The sequence below is a fragment of the Bradyrhizobium sp. WYCCWR15520 genome (assembly GCF_056174665.1).
In genome coordinates this window covers 1-1589 of record NZ_JBWBWM010000137.1, presented here as the reverse complement: position 1 = coordinate 1589, position 1589 = coordinate 1, and the positions used below count along the sequence as shown (strand labels likewise).

The window sequence follows — 1589 nt, the reverse complement described above, 5'->3', positions numbered from 1 at the left end:
CCTTTCGGCGTCAGAGGCGCATTCTTATGGGTGTCCATTCGGTTCTCCGGGGATTGGCTAAAGCTTCGACAACTTCAGCTTCCTCGTTCAGGACCGGATGGACAACCTCCTGAGAGCTCACATCTAGTAAGCGGGTGGGGCAGGGCGTTTCCGATAAGAAGCTATGTGTGACTCCGTGGCGCCCGGTTCCCCTGATCCGAGTAGACAAGGTCCTCCACCGAGCCTTTTCTGATCGAATGCGACCTGAGATGCCGGTCAATCATGTGTTATCGATCAGGAAACCAAGGATCGCCTGGCAAGTCACAAGTACTGCCGTTATCCGGGTTCGCGCGATGATGCCCATTGTCGCAATAGCAATGGCGCCATTATGGCCAATATCAAACCGCTATGAAACTGCGGGATGCGCAACATCGATCCGGTGAGAGCGACGTAGGCGAGCTTCAAGCAGCGGCCAGGCCAGGATAATTAACTGGTGGTGACGGTTTGCCTAGTCGCGATTCGCGTTGGCCTGCGCACGCTTCCGTCCGGAAGCAAACGCGCCGATCGATTAAAGGAGGGGGCTGCCATTCGGCGTGCCCGGCTCGGGGGCGGACTTATGCTTGGCGACGTTGCATCGGCAGCATGTATTTCAGTTTCGATGCTCAGGCGGCGAAGCGGGGGCAGCATTGTGCTGCTTGAACGTATCGGCGCGAGGTTAGGTACCGACCTTGGACCCTCTTGCGTGAGGTTGAGCAAACGAAGGGCGAGGCTCAACTCACCAAAGGTCGCTGATCAATTGGAGGTCGTGCGCTCAGGTAGCGAGTATGGCAGACTCTATCGCTGGCTGTCGTACCAAAAGGGAGCACGGAAGCTTTTCGAAGCCTTCTTCATCAATATGGACAAGCCGAGCGAATTCATTGGCGGTTCCATCCGTTAAATCACGAAGAGCGCGAAACGCCTCAAAACGCGGAGTGAAGCGTCTGCATCAGCGTGTAGTCAATTCCCGGATGGTGTCTCAACTGGGACAGCAAAGCCCGCCTTTACGCGATCCAATACGACCATAGTTTTAAAGCTCTTGATGTCCGGGTTCACATAGAAGAATCGCCGAGTGAACTCCTCATAATCTTCCATGGTGGGCGCGGTAACGTACAGGACAAAGTCCGCGTCGCCGGTGACGTAGAAGCCGTTGACTACCTCAACTGATGATCTGATGGCCTTCTTGAATCTATCGATTATATCTGAACGCTCTCGCTCCAGGGTCACCAGCACCAGCATTTGAATAGGTCTGCCCACCGCTTTCGGCGAAACGATTGAAACATCGGCCTCGATAATACCTTCCGAACGGAGTCTCTTCAGTCGGCGTTGACACGCGGTAGCAGAAAGCCCCGCCAGTGCGCCGATCACCTCGGAAGTTAGGCGGTTATTCTTTTGCACGATCTCGAGGATACGTAAGCGGCAAGGAAACCCCGTCTGGCGGAGTGGATAAGCGATCGGCTATCGGCTGCTGAGTTTGTGAGCCGATGTGAGCTTCTATGTCTGCGCCTAGTTCTGGAACTAGAACCTTCCATATGATCGAAGCGGTCGCCGACCGTCTTGAGGGAGCGCCGCGG

1 protein-coding gene is annotated in these 1589 nt (G+C 55.3%); it reads right to left on the bottom strand.

All coding sequences use genetic code 11. The annotated features are described in order from the left end of the window. Positions 1–975: 975 nt before the first annotated feature. Complete coding sequence (locus AC0QUY_RS42510) at positions 976–1470, bottom strand: Lrp/AsnC family transcriptional regulator (RefSeq protein WP_161856775.1); 495 nt, start codon at positions 1468–1470, stop codon at positions 976–978. Between the last annotated feature and the right edge of the window lie 119 nt (positions 1471–1589).